Annotated in this window: 24 protein-coding genes and 1 rRNA gene; 19 read left to right on the plus strand and 6 right to left on the minus strand. The window is 55.7% G+C overall.

From position 1 onward, the window contains the following. Positions 1-15: 15 nt before the first annotated feature. Positions 16-1555, minus strand: a 16S ribosomal RNA gene (locus QE396_RS15185). A 493-nt stretch (positions 1556-2048) separates the two neighbouring features. Between QE396_RS15185 and QE396_RS15190 the strand changes: the two genes are divergently transcribed. Continuing rightward, a complete protein-coding gene (locus QE396_RS15190) occupies positions 2049-3002 on the plus strand; it encodes a nickel/cobalt transporter (RefSeq protein ID WP_032669583.1) in 954 nt (317 codons plus the stop codon). Between the two features lie 32 nt (positions 3003-3034). Here QE396_RS15190 and proP read toward each other — a convergent pair whose 3' ends face one another. Continuing rightward, positions 3035-4537, minus strand: coding sequence for a glycine betaine/L-proline transporter ProP (gene proP, locus QE396_RS15195; protein WP_020882807.1), 1503 nt, complete (start codon positions 4535-4537; stop codon positions 3035-3037). 650 nt (positions 4538-5187) lie between these two features. On the opposite strand from proP, the gene kdgT reads away from it, so the two are divergent. Further along, positions 5188-6180, plus strand: coding sequence for a 2-keto-3-deoxygluconate transporter (gene kdgT, locus QE396_RS15200; protein ID WP_014168273.1), 993 nt, complete (start codon positions 5188-5190; stop codon positions 6178-6180). Between the two features lie 31 nt (positions 6181-6211). Here the strand turns inward: kdgT and QE396_RS15205 are convergent, their stop codons facing one another. Together QE396_RS15205 and crfC are read right to left on the minus strand one after the other, a co-directional pair. Beyond that, positions 6212-7090, minus strand: coding sequence for a diguanylate cyclase regulator RdcB family protein (locus QE396_RS15205; RefSeq protein ID WP_014168272.1), 879 nt, complete (start codon positions 7088-7090; stop codon positions 6212-6214). Next, the gene (crfC, locus tag QE396_RS15210) at positions 7087-9441 is read right to left on the minus strand and encodes a clamp-binding protein CrfC (protein ID WP_020882809.1); all 2355 of its coding nucleotides are present in this window, start codon (positions 9439-9441) and stop codon (positions 7087-7089) included. The genes QE396_RS15205 and crfC overlap by 4 nt, the downstream gene beginning before the upstream one ends. 597 nt (positions 9442-10038) lie before the next feature. On the opposite strand from crfC, the gene QE396_RS15215 reads away from it, so the two are divergent. The 16 genes from QE396_RS15215 (at position 10039) to phnP (ending at position 21681) form a co-directional block, all read left to right on the plus strand. Further along, a complete protein-coding gene (locus QE396_RS15215; protein ID WP_020882810.1) occupies positions 10039-10374 on the plus strand; it encodes a zinc ribbon domain-containing protein YjdM in 336 nt (111 codons plus the stop codon). Between the two features lie 80 nt (positions 10375-10454). After that, positions 10455-10892 carry a VOC family metalloprotein YjdN gene (yjdN, locus tag QE396_RS15220; RefSeq protein ID WP_014168269.1) on the plus strand — a complete coding sequence of 146 codons (438 nt, stop codon included), beginning with the start codon at positions 10455-10457 and terminating at the stop codon, positions 10890-10892. Positions 10893-11028: 136 nt separating this feature from the next. Then, positions 11029-11817, plus strand: coding sequence for a phosphonate ABC transporter ATP-binding protein (phnC, locus tag QE396_RS15225; RefSeq protein WP_020882811.1), 789 nt, complete (start codon positions 11029-11031; stop codon positions 11815-11817). A gap of 24 nt (positions 11818-11841) precedes the next feature. After that, positions 11842-12858, plus strand: a complete 1017-nt coding sequence (gene phnD, locus QE396_RS15230; protein ID WP_014168267.1) for a phosphonate ABC transporter substrate-binding protein — start codon at positions 11842-11844, stop codon at positions 12856-12858. Positions 12859-12910: 52 nt separating this feature from the next. After that, complete coding sequence (gene phnE, locus QE396_RS15235) at positions 12911-13681, plus strand: phosphonate ABC transporter, permease protein PhnE (protein WP_047366141.1); 771 nt, start codon at positions 12911-12913, stop codon at positions 13679-13681. A gap of 20 nt (positions 13682-13701) precedes the next feature. After that, positions 13702-14427, plus strand: coding sequence for a phosphonate metabolism transcriptional regulator PhnF (phnF, locus tag QE396_RS15240; protein ID WP_020882813.1), 726 nt, complete (start codon positions 13702-13704; stop codon positions 14425-14427). Beyond that, the gene (phnG, locus tag QE396_RS15245; protein WP_020882814.1) at positions 14428-14880 is read left to right on the plus strand and encodes a phosphonate C-P lyase system protein PhnG; all 453 of its coding nucleotides are present in this window, start codon (positions 14428-14430) and stop codon (positions 14878-14880) included. Then, a complete protein-coding gene (gene phnH, locus QE396_RS15250) occupies positions 14877-15461 on the plus strand; it encodes a phosphonate C-P lyase system protein PhnH (RefSeq protein WP_014168263.1) in 585 nt (194 codons plus the stop codon). The genes phnG and phnH overlap by 4 nt, the downstream gene beginning before the upstream one ends. Beyond that, complete coding sequence (locus QE396_RS15255) at positions 15461-16525, plus strand: carbon-phosphorus lyase complex subunit PhnI (RefSeq protein ID WP_020882815.1); 1065 nt, start codon at positions 15461-15463, stop codon at positions 16523-16525. The genes phnH and QE396_RS15255 overlap by 1 nt, the downstream gene beginning before the upstream one ends. Further along, the gene (phnJ, locus tag QE396_RS15260; RefSeq protein ID WP_014168261.1) at positions 16518-17363 is read left to right on the plus strand and encodes an alpha-D-ribose 1-methylphosphonate 5-phosphate C-P-lyase PhnJ; all 846 of its coding nucleotides are present in this window, start codon (positions 16518-16520) and stop codon (positions 17361-17363) included. The genes QE396_RS15255 and phnJ overlap by 8 nt, the downstream gene beginning before the upstream one ends. Continuing rightward, complete coding sequence (gene phnK, locus QE396_RS15265) at positions 17360-18115, plus strand: phosphonate C-P lyase system protein PhnK (RefSeq protein ID WP_020882816.1); 756 nt, start codon at positions 17360-17362, stop codon at positions 18113-18115. The genes phnJ and phnK overlap by 4 nt, the downstream gene beginning before the upstream one ends. A gap of 9 nt (positions 18116-18124) precedes the next feature. Further along, entirely contained in the window at positions 18125-18805 is a 681-nt protein-coding gene (gene phnL, locus QE396_RS15270) for a phosphonate C-P lyase system protein PhnL (RefSeq protein WP_020882817.1), read from the plus strand. Next, positions 18802-19938 carry an alpha-D-ribose 1-methylphosphonate 5-triphosphate diphosphatase gene (gene phnM, locus QE396_RS15275; protein WP_014168258.1) on the plus strand — a complete coding sequence of 379 codons (1137 nt, stop codon included), beginning with the start codon at positions 18802-18804 and terminating at the stop codon, positions 19936-19938. Before phnL ends, phnM begins: the two co-directional genes overlap by 4 nt. After that, complete coding sequence (phnN, locus tag QE396_RS15280; protein WP_040018699.1) at positions 19935-20486, plus strand: ribose 1,5-bisphosphokinase; 552 nt, start codon at positions 19935-19937, stop codon at positions 20484-20486. Before phnM ends, phnN begins: the two co-directional genes overlap by 4 nt. Next, a complete protein-coding gene (gene phnO, locus QE396_RS15285; RefSeq protein ID WP_020882818.1) occupies positions 20479-20913 on the plus strand; it encodes an aminoalkylphosphonate N-acetyltransferase in 435 nt (144 codons plus the stop codon). Before phnN ends, phnO begins: the two co-directional genes overlap by 8 nt. 9 nt (positions 20914-20922) lie before the next feature. Then, positions 20923-21681 carry a phosphonate metabolism protein PhnP gene (gene phnP / locus QE396_RS15290; RefSeq protein ID WP_020882819.1) on the plus strand — a complete coding sequence of 253 codons (759 nt, stop codon included), beginning with the start codon at positions 20923-20925 and terminating at the stop codon, positions 21679-21681. Between the two features lie 54 nt (positions 21682-21735). Here phnP and yjdP read toward each other — a convergent pair whose 3' ends face one another. Both yjdP and rpiB read right to left on the minus strand, forming a co-directional pair. Continuing rightward, on the minus strand, positions 21736-22059 hold the full coding sequence (gene yjdP / locus QE396_RS15295) for a DDRRRQL repeat protein YjdP (protein WP_014168254.1): 324 nt from the start codon (positions 22057-22059) through the stop codon (positions 21736-21738). 69 nt (positions 22060-22128) lie between these two features. Continuing rightward, positions 22129-22578: a bifunctional allose-6-phosphate isomerase/ribose-5-phosphate isomerase RpiB gene (rpiB, locus tag QE396_RS15300; RefSeq protein ID WP_032681899.1), complete on the minus strand. Its 450-nt coding sequence runs from the start codon at positions 22576-22578 to the stop codon at positions 22129-22131. Positions 22579-22929: 351 nt separating this feature from the next. Here rpiB and alsR point away from each other — a divergent pair, with 351 nt between their 5' ends. Next, a complete protein-coding gene (gene alsR, locus QE396_RS15305; protein WP_014168252.1) occupies positions 22930-23820 on the plus strand; it encodes a D-allose utilization transcriptional regulator AlsR in 891 nt (296 codons plus the stop codon). The last annotated feature ends 18 nt before the right edge of the window (positions 23821-23838 follow it).

Here is a 23838-nt window from a genome sequence, read left to right on the forward strand (position 1 = left end):
GCAGGTTCTTTAAGGTAAGGAGGTGATCCAACCGCAGGTTCCCCTACGGTTACCTTGTTACGACTTCACCCCAGTCATGAATCACAAAGTGGTAAGCGCCCTCCCGAAGGTTAAGCTACCTACTTCTTTTGCAACCCACTCCCATGGTGTGACGGGCGGTGTGTACAAGGCCCGGGAACGTATTCACCGTAGCATTCTGATCTACGATTACTAGCGATTCCGACTTCATGGAGTCGAGTTGCAGACTCCAATCCGGACTACGACGCACTTTATGAGGTCCGCTTGCTCTCGCGAGTTCGCTTCTCTTTGTATGCGCCATTGTAGCACGTGTGTAGCCCTACTCGTAAGGGCCATGATGACTTGACGTCATCCCCACCTTCCTCCAGTTTATCACTGGCAGTCTCCTTTGAGTTCCCGGCCGGACCGCTGGCAACAAAGGATAAGGGTTGCGCTCGTTGCGGGACTTAACCCAACATTTCACAACACGAGCTGACGACAGCCATGCAGCACCTGTCTCAGAGTTCCCGAAGGCACCAAAGCATCTCTGCTAAGTTCTCTGGATGTCAAGAGTAGGTAAGGTTCTTCGCGTTGCATCGAATTAAACCACATGCTCCACCGCTTGTGCGGGCCCCCGTCAATTCATTTGAGTTTTAACCTTGCGGCCGTACTCCCCAGGCGGTCGACTTAACGCGTTAGCTCCGGAAGCCACGCCTCAAGGGCACAACCTCCAAGTCGACATCGTTTACGGCGTGGACTACCAGGGTATCTAATCCTGTTTGCTCCCCACGCTTTCGCACCTGAGCGTCAGTCTTTGTCCAGGGGGCCGCCTTCGCCACCGGTATTCCTCCAGATCTCTACGCATTTCACCGCTACACCTGGAATTCTACCCCCCTCTACAAGACTCTAGCCTGCCAGTTTCGAATGCAGTTCCCAGGTTGAGCCCGGGGATTTCACATCCGACTTGACAGACCGCCTGCGTGCGCTTTACGCCCAGTAATTCCGATTAACGCTTGCACCCTCCGTATTACCGCGGCTGCTGGCACGGAGTTAGCCGGTGCTTCTTCTGCGGGTAACGTCAATTGCTGCGGTTATTAACCGCAACACCTTCCTCCCCGCTGAAAGTACTTTACAACCCGAAGGCCTTCTTCATACACGCGGCATGGCTGCATCAGGCTTGCGCCCATTGTGCAATATTCCCCACTGCTGCCTCCCGTAGGAGTCTGGACCGTGTCTCAGTTCCAGTGTGGCTGGTCATCCTCTCAGACCAGCTAGGGATCGTCGCCTAGGTGAGCCATTACCCCACCTACTAGCTAATCCCATCTGGGCACATCTGATGGCAAGAGGCCCGAAGGTCCCCCTCTTTGGTCTTGCGACGTTATGCGGTATTAGCTACCGTTTCCAGTAGTTATCCCCCTCCATCAGGCAGTTTCCCAGACATTACTCACCCGTCCGCCACTCGTCACCCGAGAGCAAGCTCTCTGTGCTACCGTTCGACTTGCATGTGTTAGGCCTGCCGCCAGCGTTCAATCTGAGCCATGATCAAACTCTTCAATTTAAGTTTGATGCTCGTGAATTAAACTTCGTAATGAATTACGTATGTTCACTCAGAGACTTGGTATTCATTTTTTGTCCGAAGACATTAAGAATCCATGTCACTTTGAGTGCCCACACAGATTGTCTGATAAATTGTTAAAGAGCAGTTGCGACGCGGCTTACAGCTCACCGTCGCGAGGTGGCGTATATTACGCTTTCCTCTTTCAGAGTCAACCCTGAAATTCAGGATTTTTTCTCTTCAACCGACCGGGTTATCTGTGAAGTGATTCACATCTGCCGTGTCGATGGAGGCGCATTATAGGGAGTTCTCTGCAGGCCGCAACCTAAAAGTTGCAAAAAGATGACTGACTGCTGTATTCCCCAGCAAAACCCCGCTTTATACCCTTTTACACACAGACTTATCCACAATTGAGACGGGATCTCTGTGCGATCCTACGGATTAACAGGCAAGATCAACTATACTAGCGACAAATATTCCCCCACCAGGCCACCCCATGACCACACAACAACTGACGCGTGACTGGCGCCTTCCTACAGCAGGCATCATGTTGCTGGCGATCCTCTTAGCCGGGTTTACCCTGCATACGCACTGGAACACCTTTCTTCAGTGGTGCCTTGCCACGCAAATTACCCTGCACCGTTATCTGGTGATGTACCTGCTCCAGCTTAACAACCACCAGTACAGCGGCGGGTTATGGCTATTAACCGGCGCCTTCTTCTATGGCGTATTGCACGCCATCGGGCCGGGGCATGGGAAATTCATTGTGACGACCTACCTCACGACAAATAAAGAAAGCGAACGGGCCGCCCGGGTCGTTCCTTTTCTTGGCAGCCTGATGCAGGGCGTCAGCGCCATTCTCTTTGTCTTTATTCTGGCGGTAGGGTTTAACCTCGCATCGGGGGATATCAGTACCAGCCGCTGGTACGTCGAGAAGATAAGCGCGGTGCTCATCGGTGCATTTGGTGTATTTGTCATTTACCAGGCGCTGAAAAGCCTGCGGCCTCGCCGGATGGCTATCTCAGCCATCACGCCCCTTCATCAACATAATGAACACTGTGGTTGTGGTCATCACGGTGTAGGTGCAGATCTGGCGCAAGGCGACTGGAAAACCCGGTTGGGCGTCATACTGGCGATTAGTGCGCGTCCGTGCAGCGGGGCGATCATGATCCTGATGTTTTCAAATGCGCTGGGTATTGTTACCTGGGGGATGGCCGCGGTCATGACCATGTCGCTGGGAACGGCGTTGTCGATTATGGGCCTGTCACTGGCGGTACGTTATGCCCGAGAGCGGACGGTGGCCTGGTTTGGCGGCGGGGCTTCACTCAGCTGGCTGGTTCCGGTCTTTAAAATAGCCGGAGGAATAGTCCTGATCCTGTTCGCGACCGTGCTGTTCCTGACGGTACTCCCCATCAGCGCCAATGGCGATTACATCGCCGCAGGCTGCTAATAAAAGAAAACCCGCCAGCGGCGGGTTTTTTATTACTCGTTGATTCGTGGATGCTGGTCCACCAGGCGGGAGCGTTTTTGCTGCAGCTCTTCAATCTCTGCATCAATGTCTTCAATCTTCTGCTCTACATTATCGTAGTGTTCGCGCAGGATCTCTTTCGCTTCCTGGATATCAGACGCCGCAGGCGTGGCCCCTTTAAGAGGACGATTCGCCGTCTCCTTCATGGTAATACCGGTAATCAAACCAATCACCGCGATAACCATCAGGTAATAAGCCGGCATCATCAGGTTCTGCGTACTTTCCACCAGCGAGGCGGCAAGCGTCGGGGTCAGACCGGCAATCAGCACCGAGATGTTAAAGGCAGCCGCCAGCGCACTGTACCGAATGTGTGTCGGGAACATCGCAGGCAGCGTCGAGGCCATCACCCCGATAAAGCAGTTGAGGATCACCGCCAGCATCAGCAGACCGGCAAAAATCAGCCCCAGCACATTACTGTTAATCAGAATAAAGGCCGGGATTGCCAGGGCAAACAGCGCGACACTCCCCAGAATAATGAACGGTCGACGGCCAAAGCGGTCGCTCAACAGCCCCATAATCGGCTGCACAAACAGCATACCCACCATGATGGCGATAATAATCAGCACACCGTGGTCTTCGGAATAGTGCAGGTTATGCGACAGATAGCTCGGCATGTAGGTCAACAGCATGTAGTAGGTCACGTTCGTGGAGATGACCAGACCAATACAGGTCAGCAGGCTGCGCCAGTGCTTCGTCGCAATCTCTTTAAAGGAGACTTTCGGGCCATCCTGCAGTCCTTCGCGGTCGCCCTGCTCCAGCTTCTCAACGTGCTGCTGGAACGCCGGCGTTTCTTCAAGAGCATGACGCAGGTAAAGACCGATAATCCCTAACGGCAGCGCCAGGAAGAACGGAATACGCCAGCCCCAGGAGAGGAAGTTCTCTTCACCGACGACGGTAGAAATCAGCACCACCACGCCCGCACCCAGGACAAACCCGGCAATCGAGCCGAAGTCCAGCCAGCTTCCCATAAAGCCGCGCTTACGGTCCGGGGAATACTCCGCGACAAAGATAGAGGCACCCGTATACTCACCGCCTACGGAGAAGCCCTGGGCCATCTTACAAAGCAGCAGCAGAATCGGAGCCCAAATGCCGATGCTGGCATAGGACGGTATCAGGCCGATACAGAACGTACTGATCGACATAATGACAATGGTGATAGCAAGGATCTTCTGGCGACCATATTTATCGCCAAGCATACCGAAGAACAGACCACCCAGCGGGCGAATCAGGAAGGGGACGGAGAACGTACCCAGCGCGGCAATCATCTGCAGACTGGGGTCGGCGCCGGGGAAGAACACTTTACCTAACGCATAGGCCACAAAGCCGTAAACACCAAAATCGAACCATTCCATCGCATTACCCAGCGAGGCGGCGGTGATCGCTTTGCGCAGTTTGGCGTCATCAATAATGGTGACGTCGCGAAGCGTGATGGGTTTGATTTTTTTCCTTCTGAGCATAGCTATCCTCGTAGACTCGGCCCTGTCCGTTTCACAGTCCCGTATGCGATCTGTGAACCATGGGATCCGCTCCATGCGAATCGCCTTATTCAAGCGTAGCAGGTTTACTTACATTGACGTTTTACGTCGATACAACCGAACCTGTTGACGCCTGCCTGGGCAGTTAATGACCTTTTTACCCTACCAGCGTTTATATTTGTGATCAACTTCACACATATATTTATGTTACGTCAGCTGGCTGCAGTTTTTGTCAATTAGCGCAAATCTGCACGTTCTCAATCGCCATAAAAACACATCCTCACACACGTCATTATTTCCCGGACAACGGAAAATGAAACCCCATTACTTCACATCAGATTTACATAAATTCTAACCCTCCGACGCGTGTTTAAAACGTTTACGTCAATATGTGATGCAGATAACTAAAACACTGTTTTATTTTCATTGAATCATCATTCCAATGATCGCATGATAATTCCGAATACCACGTTCCCGGTGCTGTGGCACCGCGTTTACCAGGATCGCTTTTTTAGTTTTATTGCATGGGTAATGACACCATCGAACCCAAAGACATTCAATTCATTGAATTTATTGATTTAATTTTTAGTTTTTTGCCGCCCGCCATGCGGGATACGATTTGAGGGTTATCTATGAAGATTAAAGCCACGATTGAACGCATACCGGGCGGTATGATGCTGGTTCCGCTTGTACTGGGCGCTATCCTGAATACCCTGGCTCCTGAAACCGGCGCTTATTTTGGCGGGTTCACAAAAGGGATGATTACGGGCACCGTTCCCATTCTGGCCGTCTGGTTCTTTTGTATCGGCGCCTCAATTAATTTACGGGCAACAGGCACCGTATTACGGAAATCCGGCACGCTGGTGATTACGAAAATTGCCGTGGCCTGGGTAGTGGCAATGATCTGTGCGATGTTCATTCCGGAGAATGGAATTCAGACCGGATTCTTCGCCGGATTATCGGTTCTGGCAATTGTCTCTGCGATGGATATGACCAACGGCGGTTTGTATGCCAGCCTGATGAACCAGTACGGCACCAAAGAAGAGTCAGGTGCATTTGTCCTGATGTCTCTGGAGTCCGGTCCGCTGATGACCATGCTGATTCTGGGCTCTGCTGGCCTGGCGTCCTTTGAACCCCACCACTTTATCGGCGCGATCCTGCCCTTCCTGATCGGTTTTGCTCTGGGTAACCTGGATCACGATCTGCGTGATTTCTTCAGCAAAGCCACGCCGGTGCTGATCCCGTTCTTCGGTTTTGCGCTGGGTAATACCATCAACCTGAATGTCATCCTCGATACGGGTCTGCTGGGTATCGTGCTGGGCGTGGCGGTGATCATCATCACCGGTATTCCGCTGATTATTGCCGACCGGGTCATTGGGGGAGGAAACGGAACGGCGGGGATCGCCGCCTCTTCAGCCGCAGGTGCAGCCGTGGCCAACCCGGTGATCATTGCGCAGATTAATCCGGCTTTTGAACCGGTGGCTGCGTCCGCGACGGCACTGGTTGCAGCCAGCGTGATTGTGACCGCGATTCTGGTTCCCATCATCACCGCTCTGTACGCAAAACGCGTCGGACATGTTGCTGAGGTTCAGACAGAGCCTAAGCCTGTTGAAACACACCACTAACCGGTGCCCCCCTCCCGGTGAGAGGGGGATTTCAGCCACCAAAAATCTCTTCCACCATCCCATCCACAAGCCGTTTTGCCGAGCACAGCCTCGGCATACCCAGCGCGACAGTGTGCCAGCTTTGCGTCACCGACCAGCTCACCGGATGGTTATCCGCCTGACACCAGTCGCCCAGCCAGCCGAGCATGTCTTTATGATCTATCAGTCCCGGCGACGCGGGCGTTGTCAGCCACTGATGGTAGAAATGGCGGGTGGAAGGAGAAGCGTTGATGCCCTGCGCAAGATAGTTTGCCGCCATACTGCGTAAGTTATCCTTGAGCATCGCCGCCACATCTTCATTCGCCAGGCGACAGGCATCACCAAATGCGCCCCAGCGCAGCTCTTCCAGGACGACATAGCAACGCCCGGCCAGCGACCAGCCATCGTAGTGACCGGCTCGCCAGCGGGTAAAAATTTGTTCACTGTGCTCACCCGCCTGCACCGTCAGCCCTCGCTGGGAGAGCGCCTTCTCTTTATAGGCGGCTCGTTGCGTAAAATGAGCGGAAAGCTCAGCGTACTGCTGAATCAGGCCGGGCGACTGCTGGGCCCGCGGGTTAGTCTGCTGACGCAGCGCAATCAATTTGTCTGCCATCAGCGTCAGCGCAAGGTGCCCGGGGTCAAGCATACCGGCCAGCTTTTCCGCCAGCCCCAGGCGCAGCGCCGCATTTTCATTAAGCATACCCGCCATCGCCCAGGGCCGTAGCCGGGTATGCGTCATGATCTCCTGGGTCAAACGCTCACGAAACTGCAGCTGTTGTGGTCCCGGGTGGGGATGACGCGCCGCGTCTACCCCCTGAACCAGATCGACCATAAATTTTGGATGAATACACTCCAGCGTTCGCCCGGGGCCGTCCAGTAGTTGTGTTGTCATGGTTGTTCTGCCGCGAATAGGGTTTGAATATCATCGCGTAACAGTCGGGTATCTTCCTGTATCCACGTCGCAGTCGTGATACTTTGCTTTAACAGCTGGCTGAGCGCTCGGGTCGAATGCTCATTTTGCTGACGTACTGCGAGGCTATCACGCAAACTTTCCTGTAACCCGGTCAGGCATAACGAAAATTCCGCAAAGAACGTTGCCATCCCCGCCGTAACAGAGACATCGACCTGGGCGGTCAAAGCTTTACGGATTTGTTCACAGAACTGGTCGATATGCTGCTTGAATTTTTCATGCAGCTGTTCAATATCAATGACATAGCGTGTGCGTGCGACAACATAATCTTCCCAGCCCCAGCCCGGGTTATTCAGCCAGCGAGAGACGGTTTCACGCATGCTCGCGGCGCCCGCTGGCTGGCCTGCCGGGCGGTGGTCCTGCGCAATCGCATCGTTAAACAGCGCCCGGGTGTTGAAGTTAAGTTGATGCGCCTGAAACGCCGGGAAGCTTATCCGCGCGCGAAAACCCGCATGGCTGAGTTGTTCTTTAATACGCGTTTCGATTGGCCGCATGGCTTCATTCAGCGAGCGCGCCAGCGTCGACTCCAGTTGATCGAAGCGTAACGCCAGCTCCCGGCCGATCTTCGTCTGCGCATCCAGCATGATCAGCTCGCAGGAGGAGCGGATTTTACTCAGCGCAATTTGCGCCTGCCCTTCATCATCCAGTACCAGCTGTTTCAGCGCCTGCGGCTCGTCACGGCGAAGATCCCGCGGTTCGATGCCCGCCAGGTCGAGAACAGAGCGGGCGCTAAACACATGGCTAATCGCCTGCTGGAGTGAAGTATTCTGCGACATCATAAAGTCAGCGGTGGCGTTAAGCGCCTGCTCCACTTCATGCTTCACTTCGTCGCTCACCACGCGCTGACGCGTATGCAGCAGGGCCATGTCCTCTTCCAGGCGCGCGATATTCAATTCCAGCGCCTCAAAAGCGACCGTCAGCCCCTGGTAGCGGAAGTCGAGGTACTCCCGGGCATTTTGGGCATAGTTAAGCAGCTTATGCGACGCCGAACGCAGAGCGAAGAGCGATGCATTGGCATAGGCGGCATAAATAAGCTTGCGGATCGGCTGTTCAAATAACGAATCTTCCCACAGCAAATCGGCAGCATGACGAATATGGTCGATGTCGTCCAAATCCTCCGTACGCCAGCGGCGTCCCAGCGCGGCTTCGGCAAAATCCTGAACCCAGCGCTGCTCCTTGTGATCCGGTAGCTGACCGTGGGTAGTCATCTCATAACGGGCGCGGTTCGCCAGATACGCCCACATCGACGAAACGGGATAAATTTGCCCCGGCGAAATATTCCCTTTCATTAAGGTGCCGGAGATCATCGCTTTAACCTGTTCTTCATCGTCGCTGTTACGGTCTTTCTGATCGAATTTATTGACCAGCGCATACAGCGGCACCGATTTACCGGCAACTGAAATGGCCTGCCGGACCTCTTGATCGGAAATCGATTTGAGCTGGGTGTAATCCATCACCGCCAGCACCGCCGACGCGCGTGATAACTGCTCGCTCAGCATTTTTTGCAAATGCGGTTGCCCGGCCTCATTCGGCCCGGGGGTATCAAGCAGCGTCAGTTGCCCAAGGTGGGCATCCAGACCCGCGAGATGCACGAACTCCACTTCAATCACCGGAATGTGTTCGATGGCCGCATATTCAGAGAACGGAAACTCGACGCCCAACGCCTGTGAGAGCCTCACCAGATCGTTAAGGCTTTTCAGACAATGAAATATCGGCTGCGCACCAAGGTGATGCTTCTCGAAAGCCTCACCTTTTTCAATTCTTTCCAGCAGCGTAATCATGTCCTTATCAATTTCCAGACGCTGCGCCAGCTTCCCGCGATCGTAATCGCAGAGCTTTTTCTGTAACAGGAGGATTAATTCATCGATAGGAGAGACGTGAGCAAAATGGAGCACCGGCTCTTTCTGACCCGGCGTATGACGGATCAATGTCGGAAGCGCCGTCATCGGGCGGTTGCGGTTCGGCAACACTTCGGTTCCGACAATGGCATTAATGGTGGTCGATTTCCCCGCTTTCATGGTGCCCACAATTGCCAGCACCATTTCCAGACGGGTTATTTTCCGTAATTCATTATTCAGCATAGCCTGCTGGGCTTCGACACCCCGCGCACTAAAATGCAAAGGTAAGACGTTGTTCTTTTCACCGGTAATGGCTGCGGCGGTGCTTTCCAGCTTCGCCGTCGGCATTGATTTCAACGTATCAAGATTTTGCAGGGCGAGCTGTAACAAACGCTCTGCTTCCTGGCTTAATTCAAAAATGGTCTGTGTGTGCATGATAAAAGCCTTTCCTTAACGCAAATTTATTACTTTTATTAAGCCACTGGTTTTAATTATGTTGTTCAGGCTTATATGATCACGTGTGGAAAACATGTTCACCGAAATATAACTGATTGAAGATAATCAGAAATAAATCGCTATCCTTGCATGGCGTGTAAAGCTTCCCCTCTGGCATGACAGCCAAAAGATAAAAGCCTGGCCCATTTTTAAGAAACTTCAGGATATATCATCATTATTTACCCACCTAAAAAGAGAGGTAATGCGTCACCGCCATAAGATATGGATGACGGGGAAGTCAGGAGATAAATAACAATGTGTCGCTTCACCTTATCCGAAATGGAGGTGCGTAGCAATTTGCTGCAATAAAATATTCGATATATTTACTGCCATTTCTTTCCACCGTGTTAATGCCGTAAGCATCGCTTAACTGACTGACAGGAAATGTCACTGGCGACACGCTTTTTGCTTTTTTTTTTAAATAGAATATCACCGACAACGGTGTGGATTTGCGTTATACTTGCCCCCTTTTTCGGCACCCAGCCGTCATTTTGCTGGCACTTTCCAGCGTGTTACGCACTTTTTGAGGATACCCTTATGCAACTCCCACACTGCCCGAAATGCAATTCTGAATACACCTATGAAGATAATGGCATGTTCATCTGCCCGGAATGCGCTCACGAATGGAATGACGCCGAGCCGTCGCACGATACTGATACGCTTGTTGTAAAAGATGCGAACGGTAATCTGCTGGCTGATGGCGACAGCGTCACCGTGATTAAAGATTTGAAGGTTAAAGGCAGCTCTTCCATGCTGAAGATCGGCACTAAAGTGAAGAATATCCGTCTGGTAGAAGGCGACCATAATATTGACTGCAAAATTGACGGCTTTGGCCCGATGAAACTGAAATCAGAGTTTGTGAAAAAGAACTGATTTACCCGCCCGGTGGCGCTTCGCTTACCGGGCTGGCGAGAACTACACTTAACGGGCTCTTCTTACGTGAGGTATAGATTATGCCGTTAAGTCCCTACATCTCTTTCGCCGGTAACTGTGCCGAGGCCTCCGCCTTTTATCAGCACGCCGTCGGCGCAGAGCTCCTCTATAAAATCACCTTCGGTGAAATGCCAAAAGGCGACAGCAGCGAAGAAGGCTGTCCGTCTGGCATGCAGTTTCCGGATTCGGCGATCGCCCACTCGAATGTTCGCATTGCGGGCAGCGATATCATGATGAGTGATGGGCAGCCGCCCGGCAGCAAAGCGCAGTATGCCGGGTTCACGCTGGTGCTGGACACCCAGGACGTGGCAGAAGGCAAACGCTGGTTCGACAATCTGGCCGCGGAAGGCCATATCGAAATGGCCTGGCAGGAGACCTTCTGGGCGCACGGTTTCGGTAAAGTCACCGACAAATACGGCGTGCCGTGGATGATTAACGTCGTTAAGCAACAGCAGTGATCTTCTGGCGGTGGGCAGTCTGCCCCCGCCTGTCATCAAACTCCCCTCAACTCTTCAAACTCCCGCAACCGAGACTTAACCCAAATGTCATATTGATGCGCCAGCATGAGGCCACATTTATTGTGAGGCCCAGCATATGCAAACTGTTATCCGCGTCGAGAAACTGAGCAAGACCTTTCATCACAACAAGGCCCTGCATGCCGTTGATCTGACCGTCCTGCAGGGCGAAATGGTGGCGCTCCTGGGGCCATCCGGCTCTGGTAAATCCACCCTTATGCGTCATTTAAGCGGCCTTATCACCTGTGATAAGACCTCAGAAAGCCACGTCGAGCTGCTGGGCAACACCGTGCAGCGTGCAGGACGCCTGGCGCGGGATATCCGCAAAAGCCGCGCCCAGACGGGCTATATCTTCCAGCAGTTCAACCTGGTCAATCGCCTGACGGTACTGGAGAACGTGCTGATTGGCGCGCTCGGCAGCACCCCGTTCTGGCGTACCTGTCTGCGCTGGTTCTCCCCCTCTCAAAAGCAGGAAGCGTTGCAGGCGCTGACCCGCGTCGGAATGGCGCATTTCGCCCACCAGCGCGTCTCCACACTTTCCGGTGGACAGCAGCAGCGCGTGGCTATCGCCCGTGCCCTGATGCAAAAAGCGCAAATCATTCTTGCCGATGAACCCATCGCCTCGCTGGACCCGGAATCGGCTCGCATCGTGATGGAAACCCTGCGCGACATCAACCTCAACGACGGCATCACCGTGGTGGTGACGCTGCACCAGGTGGATTACGCCCTGCGCTATTGCGAGCGCATCGTCGCGTTGCGTCAGGGGCATGTGTTCTTTGATGGCCCAAGCCATCAGTTTGATAACGACCGTTTCGACCATCTCTACCGCAGCATTAACCGCGTCGAAGAGAACGCGCAGGCTGCTTAATTAAAACCGATCCGAGGAAAGTACATGAGCTACAAAGCCGTTGCCGCGCTGGCGTTTACCAGCATGTTCAGCATAAGCACTCTGTTAAGCCCTGCGTACGCCCAGGAGCAGGAAAAAGCGCTGAACTTTGGCATTATTTCGACGGAATCACAGCAGAACCTGAAACCTCAGTGGGAACCGTTCCTGAAAGATATGGAAACCAAACTGGGGATCAAAGTGAACGCCTTCTTCGCCCCGGACTATGCGGGCATCATTCAGGGGATGCGCTTTAACAAAGTCGACATCGCCTGGTACGGCAACCTCTCCGCCATGGAAGCGGTGGATCGCGCGAACGGCCAGGTCTTTGCCCAGACCGTTGCCGCGGATGGCTCTCCGGGTTACTGGAGCGTGCTGATCGTCAATAAAGACAGCCCCATCAACAACCTGAACGACATGCTCGCCAAACGTAAAGAGCTGACGTTTGGTAACGGCGATCCCAACTCCACCTCTGGTTTCCTGGTGCCGGGCTATTACGTCTTTGCTAAAAACAACGCCTCTGCCAGCGAGTTTAAGCGCACCGTGAACGCCAGCCATGAAACCAACGCGCTGGCCGTGGCCAATAAGCAGGTGGATGTCGCCACGAATAACACCGAGAACCTCGACAAGCTGAAAACCTCGGCACCGGACAAGCTGAAAGCGCTGAAGGTTATCTGGAAATCCCCTCTGATCCCGGGCGACCCCATCGTCTGGCGCAAAAACCTGTCTGAGACCACCAAAGACAAGGTGTACGACTTCTTTATGAATTACGGCAAAACGCCGGAAGAAAAAACGGTTCTGGAACGTCTGGGCTGGGCACCTTTCCGCCCGTCAAGCGACCTGCAGCTGGTCCCGATTCGCCAGCTGGCGCTGTTTAAAGAGATGCAGGGCGTGAAGGACAACAAGGGTCTGAAGGAGGAGGAGAAGAGCAGCAAAGTGGCTGCGATTCAGGCTCAGCTCGAAGACCTTGACCGCCTGACCGCGGCGCTCGGCGCCATGAGCAGCGTGAATAAAGCGGTGCAATAACGCTTACCGCCCTCTCCCGGTGGGAGAGGGCATTCAGACCAAAGGGGCACACATGCAAACCATCACCCTCCCACGCAGCTGGTTCTCGCTTTTTAGCTGGGCCATTTTGCTTGCGGTGCTCGTTATCTCCTGGCAGGGCGCAGAAATGGATCCGCTGCTGCTGTTTAAAGATGCCGGCAATATGGCCACTTTTGCCGCCGACTTCTTCCCGCCTGATTTCAGCCAGTGGCAGGATTACCTCAGCGAAATGGCGGTCACTCTGCAAATTGCCGTCTGGGGCACCGCCCTGGCCGTCATCCTTTCTGTTCCGTTCGGCCTGATGAGCGCCGAGAACATCGTACCGTGGTGGATTTACCAGCCGATGCGTCGCCTGATGGACGCCTGCCGCGCCATCAACGAAATGGTCTTTGCCATGCTGTTCGTGGTGGCCGTCGGCCTGGGTCCGTTCGCCGGGGTGATGGCGCTGTTTATTCATACCACCGGCGTGCTCTCCAAGCTGCTCTCCGAGGCGGTGGAAGCTATTGAGCCGGGCCCGGTCGAAGGGATCCGCGCAACGGGCGCCAACAAAATTGAAGAGATTCTCTTCGGCGTACTGCCCCAGGTGATGCCGCTGCTGATCTCCTACTCCCTGTACCGTTTCGAATCCAACGTTCGTTCCGCCACCGTCGTCGGCATGGTGGGCGCAGGCGGTATTGGCGTCACGCTGTGGGAAGCGATTCGCGGGTTCCAGTTCCAGCAAACCTGCGCCCTGATGGTGCTCATTATCATCACCGTCAGCCTGCTGGATTTTATGTCTCAACGTTTGCGTAAGCACTTCATCTGAGAAGCGAGGCTTTGATTTGTATGCACTTATCCAGACATCCGACCAGTTACCCCACCCGCTGGCAAGAGATAGCGGCAAAGCTCGAGGTGGAACTTCGCACCCACTACCGCTGCGGAGACTACCTGCCTGCCGAGCAGCAGCTTGCCGACCGCTATGAAGTGAACCGACACACGCTGCGCCGCGCCATTGATCAGCTGGTCGAGCGCGGCTGGGTGCAGCGCCGTCAGGGCGTCGGCGTGCTGGTGTTGATGCGTCCGTTTGACTATCCGCTCAATGCGCAGGCGCGTTTTAGCCAGAACCTGCTGGATCAGGGCAGCCACCCGACCAGCGAAAAACTGCTGTCGGTGCTGCGCCCGGCCTCAAGCCACGTCGCGGACGCGCTGGGCATTCAGGAGGGCGACAATGTCATCCACCTGCGTACCCTGCGTCGGGTCAACGGCGTGGCGGTGTGCCAGATAGACCACTACTTCGCCGACCTGGCGCTGTGGCCGGTGCTGCAAAATTTCTCCAGCGGCTCGCTGCATGATTTTCTTCAGGATGCCACGGGCATCGCGCTTAAACGTACCCAGACGCGCATCAGCGCCCGCCGCGCGCAGGCCAAAGAGAGCAAAGTGCTGGAGATCCCCAACATGGCTCCGCTGCTCTGCGTTCGCACCCTCAACCACCGTGACGGCGAAATAGACGCGACGGAATACTCCGTCAGCCTGACCCGCGCCGACATGATCGAATTCACCATGGAGCACTGAATGCATTTCGATACCTCCACCCGCCAGCGCTGGATGGGCGTTCTGGCGCACAGCCAGCCCGCAGCGCTTTCGGACCGCATGCAGGCGCTGAATCTGACGCCGGAATATGACCTCATCCGCGCGCCGGAAATCGGTCTGGTGCAGATCCAGGCGCGTATGGGCGGTACCGGTGAGCGCTTCTTCGCCGGCGATGCCACCCTCACCCGCGCAGTGATCCGCCTGAACAGCGGCACGCTGGGCTACAGCTACGTGCTCGGGCGCGACAAACCACACGCCGAACGCTGCGCGGTGATTGACGCCCTGTTACAGGAACAACCTCATTTCCAGACCCTGATGGAAACCCTTATTGCCCCGCTGGAAGCCGACCGTGCTGCACTGATTGCCGCCCGCCAGGCCCAGATAAACACCAGCCGGGTCGACTTCTTTACGCTCGTTCGCGGAGATAACGCATGACGCTTCAACCCGCTTTTACCCTGGCCGTCCAGGATGCCCAACAAAGTTTTCGTCGCCTGCTGAAAGCCATGAGCGAACCGGGCGTCATCGTCTCGCTGCATCAGCTCTCTCAGGGCTGGCTGCCGCTGAATCTGGCGACCACCAGCGTACTGCTGACGCTCGCCGACAACGACACCCCGGTGTGGCTTTCTGGCGCGTTATCGAATGATATCGCCAGCCAGAACCTGCGCTTTCACACCAACGCCCCGCTGGTTGAACAACCCCGGCAGGCGGTGTTTGCCGTGGCCGACGAGCAAATCAGCCACGAGCAGCTTAATGCCCTGAGCGAAGGAAGTGCGGTGGCACCGGAGACCAGCGCCACGCTGATTTTGCAGGTATCAAGCCTGAGCGGTGGCCGCATGCTGCGCCTCACGGGGGCGGGTATTGCCGAAGAGCGCATGGTCGCGCCACAGCTGCCGGAGTGCATCATTCATGAACTGACCGAACGCCCGCATCCGTTCCCACTCGGTATTGACCTGATCCTCACCTGCGGAGAACGCCTGCTGGCCATCCCTCGTACCACTCATGTGGAGGTGTGCTGATGTACGTTGCCGTCAAAGGGGGCGAGAAGGCTATCGCCGCCGCCCATGCCTTGCAGGCGCACAGACGACGGGGTGATGACGCGCTTCCCGAGCTCAGCGTCACCCAGATTGAGCAGCAGCTCAATCTGGCCGTCGACCGGGTAATGACTGAAGGCGGCGTCGCTGACCGCGAACTGGCGGCGCTGGCGCTGAAACAGGCCAGCGGCGACAACGTCGAAGCCATCTTCCTGCTGCGTGCTTATCGCACCACACTGGCGAAACTGGCGGTGAGCGAACCGATCAATACGGCAGAAATGCGTCTGGAACGTCGTATTTCGGCGGTCTATAAAGACATCCCCGGTGGCCAGCTGCTTGGGCCCACCTATGACTACACCCACCGTCTGCTGGATTTCACCCTGCTGGCGAACGGCGAAACGCCCCAGCTGAGCACCACGGATGCAGGGCAGGTTCCCTCCCCGCACGTTTTTAGCCTGCTGGCGAAACAGGGTCTGGCGAAGGCCGAAGACGATACTGGCGCGCAACCTGACGACATCACCCGCACGCCGCCGGTTTACCCCTGTTCACGCTCGTCGCGCCTGCAGCAGCTGATGCGCGGCGACGAGGGGTATTTACTGGCGCTGGCCTACTCCACCCAGCGTGGCTACGGCCGCAACCATCCGTTCGCAGCGGAAATTCGTAGCGGCTACCTTAACGTCGAGATCGTGCCCGAAGAGCTGGGTTTTGCGGTGAACGTCGGTGAACTGCTCATGACCGAATGCGAAATGGTGAATGGATTTGTCGCCCCCGAGAACGAGGCCCCGCATTTTACCCGCGGTTACGGGCTGGTGTTCGGCATGAGTGAGCGCAAGGCGATGGCGATGGCGCTGGTCGACCGTGCCCTGCAGGCACCGGACTACGGCGAAGCGGTCTCGGGCCCGGCGCAGGACGAGGAGTTCGTGCTGGCCCATGCGGATAACGTCGAGGCCGCGGGCTTCGTTTCCCACCTCAAGCTGCCGCACTACGTCGATTTCCAGGCCGAACTGGAACTGCTGAAACGCCTGCAACGGGAGCGCGCACATGACTAACTTAAGCGGCTACAACTTTGCTTATCTGGATGAACAAACTAAACGCATGATCCGCCGCGCCATTTTGAAAGCGGTGGCTATCCCCGGTTATCAGGTGCCGTTCGGCGGTCGCGAAATGCCCATGCCATACGGCTGGGGTACCGGCGGCATTCAGCTGACCGCCAGCGTCATCGGCGAGTCGGACGTGCTGAAGGTCATCGACCAGGGGGCTGATGACACCACCAACGCCGTGTCGATTCGCCAGTTCTTTCAACGCGTGACGGGCGTCAATACCACCGAAAAAACCGAAGATGCGACGCTGATCCAGACCCGTCACCGCATTCCGGAAACACCGCTGACGGAAGATCAGATTTTGATTTTCCAGGTGCCTATTCCGGAGCCCCTGCGCTTTATCGAGCCGCGTGAAACGGAAACCCGCACCATGCACGCCCTGGAAGAGTACGGCGTCATGCAGGTGAAGTTGTATGAGGATATCGCCCGCTTCGGCCATATCGCCACGACCTACGCCTATCCGGTCAAGGTCAATGGACGCTACGTGATGGACCCGTCCCCCATCCCCAAATTCGACAACCCGAAGATGGACATGATGCCTGCCCTGCAGCTGTTTGGTGCCGGGCGTGAAAAACGCATCTACGCCGTACCGCCTTACACCCGCGTGGAGAGTCTCGATTTCGACGACCACCCGTTTACGGTGCAGGAGTGGGACGAGCCGTGCGCCATTTGCGGCTCAAAACACAGCTATCTGGACGAAGTGGTGCTGGATGACACGGGCAAACGGATGTTTGTCTGCTCCGACACCGACTTCTGCCGCCAACAGAGTGAGGCGAAAAGCCAATGAAACCGCTGCTTTCGGTTAACAACCTGACTCACCTTTACGCGCCGGGCAAAGGCTTCAGCGACGTCTCGTTTGAGCTGTGGCCGGGCGAGGTGCTGGGCATTGTCGGCGAGTCCGGCTCGGGCAAAACCACCCTGCTGAAATCTATCTCTGCACGACTGACGCCGCAAAAGGGCGACATTTTATATGAGGGCCGGTCGCTGTACGGCATGAGCGAGGCCGAACGCCGTCGCCTGCTGCGCACCGAATGGGGCGTGGTGCATCAACATCCCATGGACGGCCTGCGCCGGCAGGTCTCGGCCGGAGGCAATATCGGTGAAAGGCTGATGGCCACCGGCGCACGCCATTATGGCAACATCCGCGCCACGGCACAGCAATGGCTGAGCGATGTGGAGATCCCCACCTCGCGCATTGATGACCTGCCCACCACCTTCTCCGGCGGTATGCAGCAGCGCCTGCAGATTGCCCGCAATCTCGTCACTCACCCGAAGCTGGTGTTTATGGATGAACCCACCGGTGGGCTGGACGTCTCCGTTCAGGCGCGTCTGCTCGACCTGCTGCGCGGCCTGGTGGTGGAACTGAACCTGGCCGTGGTGATTGTCACCCATGATTTAGGCGTTGCCCGCCTGCTGGCGGACCGTCTTCTGGTGATGAAGCAGGGTCAGGTGGTGGAAAGTGGGCTGACCGACCGCGTACTCGACGATCCCCATCATCCGTACACCCAGCTGCTGGTGTCATCGGTATTGCAGAATTAAGAGGCCTCCATGATCCGCGTAGAAAATGTCAGTAAGACCTTTGTACTCCACCAGCAAAACGGCGTGCGCCTGCCGGTCCTGCACAGCGCCTCTCTGGAGGTTAGCAAGGGTGAATGCGTGGTGTTGCACGGCCATTCCGGCAGCGGCAAATCGACGCTGCTGCGCTCCCTGTACGCCAACTATCTGCCGGACGAAGGCCACATCTATATTCGTCATGGCAATGAATGGGTCGATCTGGTGCAGGCGCCGGCGCGTAAGGTGCTGGACGTGCGCCGCTCGACGATCGGCTGGGTCAGCCAGTTTTTGCGGGTGATCCCACGGATCTCCGCCCTGGACGTGGTCATGCAGCCGTTGCTGGACCTGGGCGTTCCGCGCGAGACCTGCGCCGCGAAAGCCGCCGGCCTGCTCACGCGCCTGAACGTGCCGGAACACCTCTGGCACCTTGCCCCATCGACCTTTTCCGGTGGCGAGCAGCAGCGGGTGAATATCGCCCGCGGGTTTATCGTCGACTACCCGATTTTACTGCTTGATGAACCCACTGCCTCGCTCGACAGCAAGAACAGCGCGGCGGTGGTTGAACTGATCGAACAGGCCAAAGCACGCGGCGCGGCGATCGTGGGGATCTTCCACGACGACACCGTTCGCTCCCGCGTCGCAGACAGGCTGCATCCGATGGGGACGCTCGCATGATCGTGAATAACGTAAAGCTGGTGCTGGAAAATGAAGTCGTTGATGGCTCGATTGAGATCCAGGCCGGAGAGATCCGCGCCTTTGCGGAAACCCAGAGCCGCGCCCCGGAAGCGATGGACGGTGAAGGGGGCTGGCTGCTGCCGGGCCTTATCGAACTGCACACCGATAATCTGGATAAATTCTTTACCCCGCGTCCGAAAGTCGACTGGCCAGCCCATTCCGCAATGAGCAGCCATGACGCGCTGATGGTCGCCAGCGGCATCACCACCGTGCTGGACGCCGTAGCGATTGGCGACGTGCGCGACGGCGGCGACCGTCTGGAAAACCTCGAGAAGATGATCAACGCCGTGGAAGAGACGCAAAAACGCGGCCTTAACCGCGCCGAGCATCGTCTGCACCTGCGGTGTGAACTCCCGCATCACACCACTCTGCCGCTGTTTGAAAAGCTGGTGGACCGCGAACCGGTCTCACTGGTCTCGTTGATGGACCACTCGCCGGGGCAGCGTCAGTTCGCCAGAATAGAGAAATACCGCGAGTATTATCAGGGAAAATACGCGCTGACCAACGAGGAAATGGCGCGTTATGAAGAGGAACAGCGACAGCTTGCGGCACAGTGGTCTCAACCAAACCGGCTCTCCATTGCCGCCATGTGTCGGGATCGCAACATTGCCTTAGCCAGCCATGATGATGCGACGCATGAACATGTGCGCGAATCACACCAGCTTGGCAGCGTAATCGCTGAATTTCCCACCACGTTTGAGGCAGCAGAAGCCTCCCGCACCCACGGCATGAACGTCCTGATGGGGGCGCCGAATATCGTGCGCGGCGGCTCACACTCCGGCAACGTGGCGGCAAGCGCGCTCGCGTCGCTAGGTCTGCTGGATATCCTCTCGTCCGACTACTACCCCGCCAGCCTGCTGGACGCCGCCTTCCGGGTCGCGGCTGACGAAAACAATCGCTTTACGCTGCCGCAGGCGATTCGTCTGGTAACGAAAAACCCGGCAACGGCGCTTAATCTTCACGATCGTGGAGAGATAGCTGAAGGTAAACGGGCGGATCTGGTGCTGGTTCACCGTAAGGGCGAGCACATCCATATCGACCACGTCTGGCGTCAGGGAAAACGGGTGTTCTGATGGGAAGACTAATCTGGCTAATGGGGCCGTCAGGCTCTGGTAAGGACAGCCTGCTGTCCGCGTTACGGCAGCGGGAACATCCCCAGCTTCTGGTTGCGCACCGCTATATCACCCGTGCGGCGAATGCCGGGAGTGAGAACCATATCGCCCTGAGCGAGCCGGAATTTTTCACGCGCGCCGGGCAAAATCTGCTGGCGCTCAGCTGGCACGCCAACGGTTATTACTACGGGATAGGCATCGAGACAGACCTGTGGCTGCACGCCGGGTTCGACGTGCTGGTCAACGGCTCACGCGCACACCTTCAACAAGCGCGCGCTCGCTATGAAGCAGCGCTGTTGCCGGTCTGTCTGCAGGTCTCGCCTGATGTGCTGCGCAGCCGGTTGCAGAGCCGGGGTCGTGAAAACGCCAAAGAGATCGAGCAGCGGCTTGAACGTGCGGCGCGCTATACCCCATCGAACTGTCATATCCTCAATAACGACGGAAGTTTGCTACAGTCAGTCGATAACTTTTTAACGCTTATCCGTCAGAAGGAGAAACAGCATGCCTGACTGCCAGCTTCGCCCCGCCAGTGCCGACGATGCGCAGATTGTTTACGCGCTGATTTGCGAACTCAAGCAGAGTGAGTTTGATCATCAGGCGTTCCACGCCGGGTATCTTGCCAATCTGCAGGACCACAATATGCGTTACCAGCTGGCTGAATTAAACGGCCAGGTGGTGGGCATGATTGGCCTGCATATGCAGTTTCACCTGCACCACGCCAGATGGATTGGCGAGATCCAGGAGCTGGTGGTCATGCCGCAGGCGCGCGGTCTCAGGGTGGGCAGCCAGCTGTTGGCCTGGGCGGAGAACGTGGCGCGGCAGGCGGGCGCTGAACTGACAGAGCTATCCACCAGCGTGAAGCGCCTGGACGCTCACCGTTTTTATGCTCGTGAAGGGTATACGCAGAGCCATTTTCGTTTCACCAAACTGTTGTAGAGGTGCACGATGAGTCTGACGATTACGTTAACGGGAACCGGTAGCGCTCAGCTGGTGCCGGTGTTTGGCTGCGACTGCGCGGCGTGTCGCCGGGCGCGTCTGCAGGATAACCATCGCCGTCGCCCCTGTAGCGCGGTAGTCAAATTCAACGATGCGGTAACGCTGCTGGACGCCGGTATCCCGCACCTGATGGACAACTGGCCGGCAGGCAGCTTTCAGCAGTTTTTACTGACCCACTACCATATGGATCACGTCCAGGGGCTGTTCCCCCTGCGCTGGGGCGTCGGTGCCCCTGTTCCGGTGTACGGTCCGCCAGACGAGTCGGGGTGTGACGACCTGTTTAAACACCCGGGGATTCTGGATTTCAGCCATACGGTAGAGCCGTTTGTGGTGTTTGAACTGCAGGGCCTGCGGGTCACGCCGCTGCCGCTGAATCACTCGAAAATCACCTTTGGCTACCTGCTGGAGTCCGCCCACAGCCGTGTGGCCTGGCTCTCCGATACCGCCGGATTACCCGATAAAACGGTAAAATTCCTGCTCAATAACCGGCCGCAGGCGATGATCATCGACTGCAGTCACGAGCCGCGTGACGAAACGCCGCGCAACCATTGCGATCTGAATACGGTTATTGCCTTAAATGAGATCATCGGCTGTCCACAGGTGATCCTGACCCATATCAGTCATCAGTTCGACGTATGGATGATGGATAACCCGCTACCCGACGGGTTCGAGGCGGGATATGACGGAATGACGTTGTTGCTGGATTAGGTCACTCCCTCTCTGAATGAGAGGGCGAGGCGTATGGATGCTAAACCGCGCGTATCAGCGATCGTAATCGTCTTCTAACCGGCGCTCATCTTCTTCTAACTGACGTCTGTCATCATCCAGCTGGCGTTGACGCTCATCCAGACGGCGACGGCGATCCTCCAGTTGCCTGCGGCGATCGTCATACTGACGGCTGTCGGTCTGGCGGCTGCGATCGTAGCGATCGTCGTCGTCATCGCTACTGCGACTGCTGCTGGGGTTATAGGCATCGTTGATCGCCTGCTGAATATTGCCAATGGCTTCATCAATAACATCGGCGTGAGCCAGTTGGCTGGTAAGTGACAGCAGACCAAATAACAGAGCGGTAGAGTAACGTTTCATAAGACCAGACTCGCAGGTGGACTGGCCTTACGGTAATGAACAACAGCTGGCTGGGGTAGCGGAGGAATCTCATTTCTGCGCCTGTTCAATCACCCCTATCGCTTCCACTCTCACCTGATGTCTCCCGCCCTCAAATTCTGCATTGAGCCAGGCATCGACAATCATTTTTGCCAGCTCAAGGCCAACAACACGTGAGCCAAATGCCAGTATATTGGTGTTGTTATGCTGCCTTGAAAGCTGCGCAGAATAAGGCTCACTACATACCACTGCACGAATGCCGGGGTATTTGTTGGCCGTAATAGAGATCCCAACGCCGGTACCACAAATTAAGATGCCGCCATCAACCTCACCGTCGAGCAGGGACGTCGCAACAGCGCTGGCATAATGCGGGTAATCGGTGCGTTCGGGCGACCAGGTGCCCTTATCCACCACCTCTACGCCACGCCCACGCAGATGGGCCAGTATGTCCTCTTTCAGTATGAAGCCAACGTGATCGCAACCAAACGCAATCCTTTTCATGATTTGCCTCTCAGTGAGTAAACTTTACGAACGCGATGTATTTTGTGATTTAAGACCGGTTAGTTGTGCAATAAAACCACAAAAACATCGCGTTCTAAGCATGTTCTACACCCCTGAGGATCGCATTTCAACCCTGACCTGATGGTTAAGTTTGCCTGTAAGTCTTAGGCCATTAAATGCAGAAGAAATTAAATGATTGATTTACAACGAATGAAGCAACAACACACAGCCCAAAACTTCACAAGCAATAAAACTTTATGAATTTATAAATATTGTGAAGTTGACAACATATTTCCCGGGGAGGTTGTGATGATATAGTGTCGTCTTCATTTTTAAGGACAACAGAGAGCGATGAGTCAGTCAGAATTTGAAAAAGAGCTGCCTAATGGCATCGGTCTGGCACCTTACCTGCGTATGAAACAGGAAGGGATGACCGACAATGAGAGCCGTATCGTCGACTGGCTGCTTCAGCCAGGTAACCTGAGCGGTGCGCCGGCAATTAAAGATGTTGCCGAAACACTGCTGGTCTCGGAAGCGATGATCGTCAAAGTAGCCAAGCTGCTCGGGTTTAGCGGTTTTCGTACTCTGCGCGCAGCGCTTGTGGACTACTTCTCTCAATCCGAGCAGGTGCTCCCCGCTGAACTCGCCTTTGATGAAGCACCACAGGATGTGGTTAATAAAGTGTTCAACATTACGCTTCGCACCATTATGGAAGGCCAGTCGATTGTTAATGTGGATGAAATTCATCGCGCAGCACGTTTCTTCGCTCAGGCTAACCAGCGCGATCTGTACGGCGTCGGTGGCTCTAACGCCATTTGTGCCGACATCCAGCACAAGTTTTTACGTATCGGCGTGCGCTGCCAGTCTTATCAGGACGCCCATATCATGATGATGTCAGCATCGCTGCTGAAAGAGGGAGACGTAGTACTGGTGGTAACACACTCAGGACGCACCAGCGATGTGAAAGCCGCAGTAGAGTTAGCGAAAAAGAACGGTGCGAAGATTATCTGCATTACCCATAGCTATCATTCGCCCATTGCCAAACTCGCTGATTATATTATTTGCTCGCCAGCACCAGAGACCCCTTTATTAGGGCGCAACGCCTCCGCGCGTATATTACAACTCACACTATTAGATGCTTTATTTGTATCCGTTGCACAACAGAATATTCAACAGGCCACACTCAACATGCAAAAAACCGGTGCTATTGTGGATTTCTTCTCCCCTGGCGCCCTGAAGTAACGATAAAAGGTTGATCCC

Origin of the sequence: Enterobacter sp. SORGH_AS_0287 (genome assembly GCF_031453695.1) — a bacterium.
Classification (GTDB): domain Bacteria; phylum Pseudomonadota; class Gammaproteobacteria; order Enterobacterales; family Enterobacteriaceae; genus Enterobacter; species Enterobacter ludwigii.